The sequence below is a fragment of the Klebsiella sp. HMSC09D12 genome (assembly GCF_001808475.1).
Taxonomy (GTDB): domain Bacteria; phylum Pseudomonadota; class Gammaproteobacteria; order Enterobacterales; family Enterobacteriaceae; genus Klebsiella; species Klebsiella oxytoca.
This window is the reverse complement of sequence record NZ_KV793507.1, coordinates 98,068-105,657: the sequence shown is the minus strand read 5'-3', so window position 1 is coordinate 105,657 and position 7,590 is coordinate 98,068. Positions and strand designations below refer to the sequence as shown.

Here is a 7,590-nt window from a genome sequence, read left to right as displayed (position 1 = left end):
CGGTCACTTACTGATGTAAGCTCCCGGGGATTTCGGGTCTTGACGCCTTTCTGCAACGCGAAATGCTGGGTTAAATCAGTTGATCCTTGCCTCTTCGCATAGGCGAGGAGAAAGGTAAAAGCAAAAAGGCAACGTAAGTTGCTTTTTTAGTCGGTAGCCCGGGTAAGGCGTTCGGCCGCAATCCGGGAATGTTCAGCCTTCTTTCGCCGATTTACTGATTTTTTACCCAACCGCCCGTTTGCGCGCTAAAGCCCAGCGCCTGCATAAACGCCGCCATCACGCCGCGGTCTTCCACGCCGGCATCCGCAATCCGCCAACTGGTGATTTCTGGATTATCCTTTAGCGCTTCTTCCACTAAATATTGCCCGACGCCGCGACGGCGGGTCACTTCACGCACGCACAGCGCGCTGAGTTCGCCCTCAACGCCATTCAGCGTAATACGTACCGCTCCCAGCAGACGCTCGTTGAAGCGGGCGGCGTAAATACGATGGCTCTCATCTATCGCCAGTGCCGCGAGATCCTGCGACGGCCAGATTTTCCCTAAGTCGATACGATCCTGATCGCTGAAGTGCTGTAAACGAATAATGGTCAATTTCATGCTCGGTGAGTCCAGTTAAAACGGATGCGTCAGTGTATCCAAATTCCCCGCCAGGCGGAGCGCCGTTTTTTGCCTCGTCATCAGGGGATTCGTTTTCCTGGAAGGAACAGGGTAGAGCAATTCATCATGGATCGAAAAATAAGCAGAATTTTAACCTGATATATAGCGTTTTATTCCGCCTTATGTATCGTTATTTTATGCTGTTTGCTGGACTTTTTTTGTTTATCTTCCCGTAAATACAGAATATTATCTTTGCTTAATCGCCTGAAAAATAGAGAATTTACTCTGGATTCAGGCAAAAAACCTCGCTAAACCATTAAAGATAATGGTAAAAGTAGCGTTGTTTAATAAAAGCACAGAATGCTTTTTAACCATAAAAATACAAAATATTTACACCACATCACGAACGGGGTTCTGCAGCATGAAAAGGAACGCGAAAACGGTTATCGCGGGGTTAGTCGCACTGGCGATGTCCCAGGCGGCTTTTGCCAAAGATATTAAGGTCGCCGTTGTTGGCGCGATGTCTGGCCCGGTAGCCCAGTGGGGCGATATGGAATTTAACGGCGCGCGCCAGGCGATTAAAGACATTAACGCTCAGGGCGGCATTAAGGGCGATAAGCTGGTTGGCGTAGAATACGACGACGCCTGCGACCCGAAACAGGCCGTTGCGGTGGCGAACAAAATCGTCAACGACGGTATTCAGTATGTTATCGGCCATCTCTGCTCTTCTTCCACTCAGCCCGCATCCGATATCTACGAAGATGAAGGTATTCTGATGATCTCCCCGGGAGCGACTAACCCGGAGCTGACTCAGCGCGGTTATCAGTACATCATGCGTACTGCGGGTCTGGACTCCTCGCAGGGGCCGACCGCCGCTAAATACATCATGGAAACCGTCAAACCGCAGCGTATTGCTATCATTCATGATAAGCAGCAGTACGGTGAAGGCTTAGCGCGCTCTGTTCAGGAGAGCCTGAAAAAAGGCGGCGCGAATATCGTCTTCTTCGACGGCATCACCGCTGGCGAAAAAGACTTCTCCGCGCTGCTGGCGCGCCTGAAAAAAGAGAATATCGACTTCGTTTACTACGGCGGCTACTACCCGGAAATGGGTCAGATGCTGCGCCAGGCGCGTTCCGTAGGGCTGAAAACCGTGTTTATGGGCCCGGAAGGCGTGGGTAACGCGTCGCTGTCCAATATCGCGGGCGATGCGGCGGAAGGCATGCTGGTCACGATGCCAAAACGCTATGACCAGGACCCGGCTAACAGCGCTATCGTTGACGCGCTCAAAGCGGAGAAGAAGGACCCGAGCGGTCCGTATGTCTGGATCACCTACGCCGCCGTACAGTCACTGGCGCAGGCGATGGACCGGGCCGGAAGCCAGGAGCCGCTGGATTTAATCAAAGATCTGAAAGCTCACGGCGCGAAAACCGTGATTGGGCCGCTGAATTGGGACGAAAAAGGCGATTTGAAGGGATTTGAGTTTGGTGTCTTCCAGTGGCACGCGGATGGGTCATCCACCCTCGCGAAATAAGCCATAAGACAAGTTATCCCACCGCCCGTGCAAAGCGGGCGGGTTGAAAAAGGTTACCTTATGTCCGAGCAGTTTCTCTATTTTTTGCAGCAGATGTTTAACGGCGTCACGCTGGGAAGCACCTATGCGCTGATTGCCATCGGCTATACCATGGTGTACGGCATTATCGGCATGATTAACTTCGCCCACGGCGAGGTGTATATGATTGGCAGCTACGTCTCCTTCATGATCATTGCCGCTCTGATGATGATGGGTATTGATACCAGCTGGCTGCTGGTTGCTGCCGGATTCGTCGGCGCTATCGTGATTGCCAGCGCCTACGGCTGGAGTATCGAGCGCGTGGCCTACCGTCCGGTGCGCAGCTCAAAACGCCTGATTGCGCTGATCTCCGCCATCGGGATGTCGATCTTCTTGCAAAACTACGTCAGCCTGACGGAAGGCTCGCGCGATGTTGCGCTGCCAAGCCTGTTTAACGGCCAGTGGACGGTGGGCAGTAGCGACAACTTCTCCGCGACCATTACCACCATGCAGCTGGTGATCTGGGTGGTGACGTTTATCGCCATGCTGGCGCTGACGCTGTTTATTCGCTATTCCCGCATGGGGCGCGCCTGCCGCGCCTGCGCTGAAGATCTGAAAATGGCCAGCCTGCTCGGGATTAACACCGACCGCGTGATTGCGCTGACCTTTGTGATCGGCGCGGCAATGGCGGCGGTTGCCGGCGTTCTGCTCGGACAGTTTTACGGCGTTATCAACCCCTACATCGGCTTTATGGCCGGGATGAAGGCCTTCACCGCTGCGGTTCTGGGCGGCATCGGCAGCATTCCTGGCGCGATGATCGGCGGGCTGATCCTCGGTATTGCCGAAGCGCTCTCTTCTGCCTATCTCAGCACGGAATATAAAGACGTGGTCTCCTTCGCGCTGCTGATCCTGGTTCTGCTGGTGATGCCTACCGGCATCCTGGGCCGTCCGGAGGTAGAAAAAGTATGAAACCGATGCATTTTGCGATGGCGCTGCTGTCGGCAGTTATGTTCTTTATCCTGGCGGGCGTCTTTATGGGCGTGCAGCTGGAGCTTGACGGCACGAAGCTGGTGGTGGATACCGCCGCCGATATCCGCTGGCAGTGGATCTTTATCGGAACCGCAGTGGTTTTCTTCTTCCAGCTGCTGCGTCCCATTTTTCAGAAAACCATGAAGAACGTCTCCGGGCCGAAGTTTATTCTGCCGGCTATCGACGGTTCGACGGTAAAACAGAAGCTATTCCTGATCGCCCTGCTGGTTATCGCCGTGGCGTGGCCGTTTATGGTGTCGCGCGGGACGGTGGATATCGCCACGCTGACGATGATCTATATCATCCTCGGTCTGGGTCTTAACGTGGTGGTAGGACTTTCCGGCCTGTTGGTGCTGGGCTATGGCGGCTTTTATGCCATCGGCGCCTATACCTTTGCGCTGCTGAACCACTATTACGGCCTGGGCTTCTGGACCTGCCTGCCGCTGGCGGGGCTGGTTTCGGCGGCGGCGGGCTTCCTGCTTGGCTTCCCGGTCCTGCGTCTGCGCGGTGACTATCTGGCGATTGTCACTCTCGGCTTCGGCGAAATCGTGCGCATCCTGCTGCTTAACAACACCGAAATAACCGGCGGTCCGAACGGCATTAGCCAGATCCCAAAACCGACGCTCTTCGGCCTTGAATTTAGCCGCAGCGCCCGTGAAGGCGGCTGGGATACGTTCAGCAACTTCTTTGGCGTGAAGTACGACCCCTCCGATCGCGTCATTTTCCTCTACCTGGTCGCTCTGCTGCTGGTGGTGTTAAGTCTGTTCGTGATTAACCGTCTGCTGCGTATGCCGCTGGGCCGCGCGTGGGAAGCGCTGCGCGAAGATGAAATCGCCTGTCGCTCGCTGGGCCTCAGCCCGACGCGCATCAAGCTGACCGCTTTTACCATCAGCGCCGCGTTTGCCGGTTTTGCCGGAACGCTGTTCGCCGCCCGTCAGGGCTTCGTCAGCCCGGAATCCTTCACCTTCGCCGAGTCGGCCTTTGTGCTGGCGATTGTGGTTCTCGGCGGTATGGGCTCTCAGTTTGCGGTAATCCTGGCGGCGGTTCTGCTGGTGGTCTCGCGCGAGCTGATGCGTGATTTCAATGAGTACAGCATGCTGATGCTGGGCGCGCTGATGGTACTGATGATGATCTGGCGTCCGCAGGGGCTTCTGCCGATGACGCGTCCGCAGCTGAAGCTGAAAAACGGTCAGGCAAAAGGAGAGCAGGCATGAGTCAGCCATTATTATCCGTAAACGGTCTGATGATGCGTTTCGGCGGTCTGCTGGCGGTTAACAACGTGTCGCTGGAGCTGCGCGAGCGGGAAATTGTCTCGCTTATCGGCCCGAACGGCGCGGGCAAAACCACCGTTTTTAACTGTCTGACCGGTTTCTACAAGCCCACTGGCGGCACTATTATGCTGCGTGACCAGCATCTGGAAGGGCTGCCGGGCCAGCAGATTGCCCGCATGGGCGTAGTGCGAACGTTCCAGCACGTGCGTCTGTTCCGCGAAATGACGGTGATTGAAAACCTGCTGGTGGCACAGCATCAGCAGCTGAAAACCGGGGTTTTCTCCGGCCTGCTGAAGACGCCATCCTTCCGCCGCGCCCAGAGCGAAGCGCTCGATCGCGCCGCGACCTGGCTTGAGCGTATTGGCCTGCTCGAACACGCCAACCGCCAGGCCAGTAACCTGGCCTACGGCGACCAGCGCCGTCTGGAGATCGCCCGCTGCATGGTGACCCAGCCGGAAATCCTGATGCTCGATGAGCCCGCCGCGGGGCTAAACCCGAAAGAGACCAAAGAGCTTGATGAGCTGATCGTCGAGCTGCGCAGCCATCACAACACCACCATCCTGCTGATTGAGCACGATATGAAGCTGGTGATGGGCATTTCCGACCGTATTTACGTGGTAAACCAGGGCACGCCGCTGGCCAACGGTACGCCGGAAGCGATCCGCAACAACCCGGACGTGATCCGCGCCTATTTAGGTGAAGCATAATGGTGGTGACGCATAAGATGGAAAAAGTGATGTTATCTTTTGACAACGTCAGCGCGCATTACGGCAAAATCCAGGCGCTGCACAACGTCAGTCTGCATATCAATCAGGGAGAAATTGTCACCCTGATTGGTGCCAACGGTGCGGGGAAAACCACGCTGCTGGGTACCCTGTGCGGTGACCCGCGCGCCTCCAGCGGCCGCGTGGTTTTCGACGGTAAAGATATTACCGACTGGCAGACGGCGAAAATCATGCGCGAAGCGGTGGCGATCGTGCCGGAAGGGCGCCGGGTCTTCTCGCGGATGACGGTGGAAGAGAACCTGGCGATGGGCGGTTTTTTTGCCGATCGCGACCAGTTCCAAACCCGTATTAAATGGGTGTATGAGCTGTTTCCGCGCCTGCATGAGCGTCGGGTCCAGCGGGCGGGTACCATGTCCGGCGGCGAGCAGCAGATGCTGGCCATCGGGCGCGCGCTGATGAGCCAGCCGCGCCTGCTGCTGCTGGATGAGCCTTCGCTCGGTCTGGCGCCGATTATCATTCAGCAAATCTTCGATACCATCGAACAACTGCGCGAGCAGGGGATGACTATCTTCCTCGTCGAGCAGAACGCCAACCAGGCGCTGAAGCTGGCCGACCGCGGCTACGTGCTGGAAAACGGTCACGTGGTGCTGGAGGATACCGGCGACGCGCTGCTGGCGAATGAAGCGGTACGCAGCGCCTATCTGGGCGGGTAGTGTAATCAAGACGCCCGGCAGGAACGCCCGAACGGTATATTAAAGAGGTTCGCTATTCACACCAAACGCCCGGCATCTGCCGGGCGTTTTACTTGACTCCTACAGCTCCAGAGAGCGTTTCCACAGCATAAAATCATACTGTTCGAGCGCATCCGCTTTGGTGCGCCAGGTTCCGCTGGCGGTAGCGATGATTTTCTCAAACAGGCCGTCGGCGATGTCCGCCAGCGGCGTGCCTTCGATAATCGGCCCGCAGTCATAATCGATAATATCCGGCATCTTTTTTGCGAGCGCGGTGTTGGTTGAAACTTTGAGAACCGGAACGATAGGGTTCCCCGTCGGCGTACCCAACCCGGTTGAAAAGATCACCACGTTGCACCCCGCCGCGACCAGGCCCGTTACCGCGTCCACATCGTTGCCCGGCGTGCAGACCAGCGAAAGGCCGCTTTCTCCCATCGGTTCGGCATAGTCGCATACCGCGCTAACCGGCGCTCTGCCGCCTTTTTTCGCCGCGCCGGCGGATTTTATCGCGTCAGTGATCAGCCCATCGGCAATGTTTCCCGGGCTGGGGTTATCGGCGATGGTGGTGCCGAAGAAGTTCGCGACATGCTCATAGTTTTTCATCAGCGACAAAAACTTCTCTTTCAGCTCCCGGGTCGCGCAGCGCTGAACGATATCCCCTTCCGCGCCGCACAGCTCGGGGAATTCCGCCAGCCCCGATGCGCCGCCGAGGGCGACGAGACGATCTGACACTTCGCCCATCGCCGGGTTTGCGCTGATCCCCGAGAACCCGTCAGAAGCGCCGCACTTCACGCCGATTTTGAGGTGGGAGAGCGGGACGTCCTGCCGCTCGGCGACGGGGGCTTCGCGGATCGCGTTATAAGTTTCGGTTAACGCATCCTGCATCATTTTCTCTTCGCTACTCCAGTCCTGCTGCCTGAAGTAAATAATCGGTTTGCTGAAGTTCGGGTTGCGCTTCGCCAGCGCGGCGTTGAAATCAACAATTCGCGCTTTTTCACAGCCGAGGGCGAAGACCGTCACGCCAAGAACGTTAGGATGATCGGAATAGGCGGCCAGCACGTCGCACATCGTCATGCTGTCCGAGGTGGCGCCGCCGCAGCCGGAATTAACGGTAATACAGCGAATACCGTCAAGATGCGGAAAGGGCAGATGTCGGGTATCGTTTAAAGCCCCTGCCGATGTCACCTGGCGAGCAAAATTTTTCAGGCCGTTATTGGCGTAGCCAAGGGCGTCGTTTAGCGCATCGGTGACGCGCTGAACGTTGCGGTTTTCACAGAATACCAGCGGAATGACCAGCCAGTAGTTTGCGGTGGCGACCCGGCCATCTTCACGCACGATTCCCTTAAACGTCCGCTGCTGCCAGGCGGAAATATCCGGCTGCTGCCAGTCATAGGGGGCGACATCGTCAAGCGTAACCGGGGCCGCGTAGTGTTTGATATTCTCCGTTGTGATGGCTTCGCCCCGGGTGATGGGGCGCGTCGCTTTACCGACCGGTACGCCGTACAGCGAAACGATATCGCCGGGCGCAATATCCTCGGTGGCAAATTTATGTTTGGCTTTGACATCGCTACGCAGAACGTAGGCCTCATCGTTCCAGTGAACCCGCTGTTCTTTGCGTAAGTCCTGCAGCGCAACGATTAAGTTATCAGTAGGGTCAATCTTTAAGATGGTCTGCATGTTATTTATC

The 7,590-nt window shown here is 56.6% G+C and carries 7 protein-coding genes; 5 read left to right on the top strand and 2 right to left on the bottom strand.

Features of this window, described 5'->3' with window-relative positions; all coding sequences use genetic code 11:
* Positions 1–211: 211 nt before the first annotated feature.
* Positions 212–598, bottom strand: a complete 387-nt coding sequence (panM, locus tag HMPREF3178_RS26385; RefSeq protein WP_004116081.1) for an aspartate 1-decarboxylase autocleavage activator PanM — start codon at positions 596–598, stop codon at positions 212–214.
* A gap of 421 nt (positions 599–1,019) precedes the next feature.
* Between panM and livK the strand changes: the two genes are divergently transcribed.
* From livK to livF, 5 genes are read left to right on the top strand one after another with little or no spacing between them, the layout of a single operon-like run.
* Positions 1,020–2,129, top strand: a complete 1,110-nt coding sequence (gene livK, locus HMPREF3178_RS26380) for a high-affinity branched-chain amino acid ABC transporter substrate-binding protein LivK (RefSeq protein WP_004106543.1) — start codon at positions 1,020–1,022, stop codon at positions 2,127–2,129.
* A 60-nt stretch (positions 2,130–2,189) separates the two neighbouring features.
* The gene (livH, locus tag HMPREF3178_RS26375; RefSeq protein WP_004106541.1) at positions 2,190–3,116 is read left to right on the top strand and encodes a high-affinity branched-chain amino acid ABC transporter permease LivH; all 927 of its coding nucleotides are present in this window, start codon (positions 2,190–2,192) and stop codon (positions 3,114–3,116) included.
* Entirely contained in the window at positions 3,113–4,390 is a 1,278-nt protein-coding gene (gene livM / locus HMPREF3178_RS26370) for a branched chain amino acid ABC transporter permease LivM (protein WP_004106539.1), read from the top strand. Before livH ends, livM begins: the two co-directional genes overlap by 4 nt.
* Entirely contained in the window at positions 4,387–5,154 is a 768-nt protein-coding gene (livG, locus tag HMPREF3178_RS26365) for a high-affinity branched-chain amino acid ABC transporter ATP-binding protein LivG (RefSeq protein ID WP_004106537.1), read from the top strand. The genes livM and livG overlap by 4 nt, the downstream gene beginning before the upstream one ends.
* Before the next feature lie 17 nt (positions 5,155–5,171).
* On the top strand, positions 5,172–5,885 hold the full coding sequence (gene livF / locus HMPREF3178_RS26360) for a high-affinity branched-chain amino acid ABC transporter ATP-binding protein LivF (protein ID WP_004126158.1): 714 nt from the start codon (positions 5,172–5,174) through the stop codon (positions 5,883–5,885).
* A gap of 99 nt (positions 5,886–5,984) precedes the next feature.
* Here livF and HMPREF3178_RS26355 read toward each other — a convergent pair whose 3' ends face one another.
* A complete protein-coding gene (locus HMPREF3178_RS26355; RefSeq protein WP_004116062.1) occupies positions 5,985–7,580 on the bottom strand; it encodes a UxaA family hydrolase in 1,596 nt (531 codons plus the stop codon).
* Positions 7,581–7,590 lie beyond the last annotated feature (10 nt).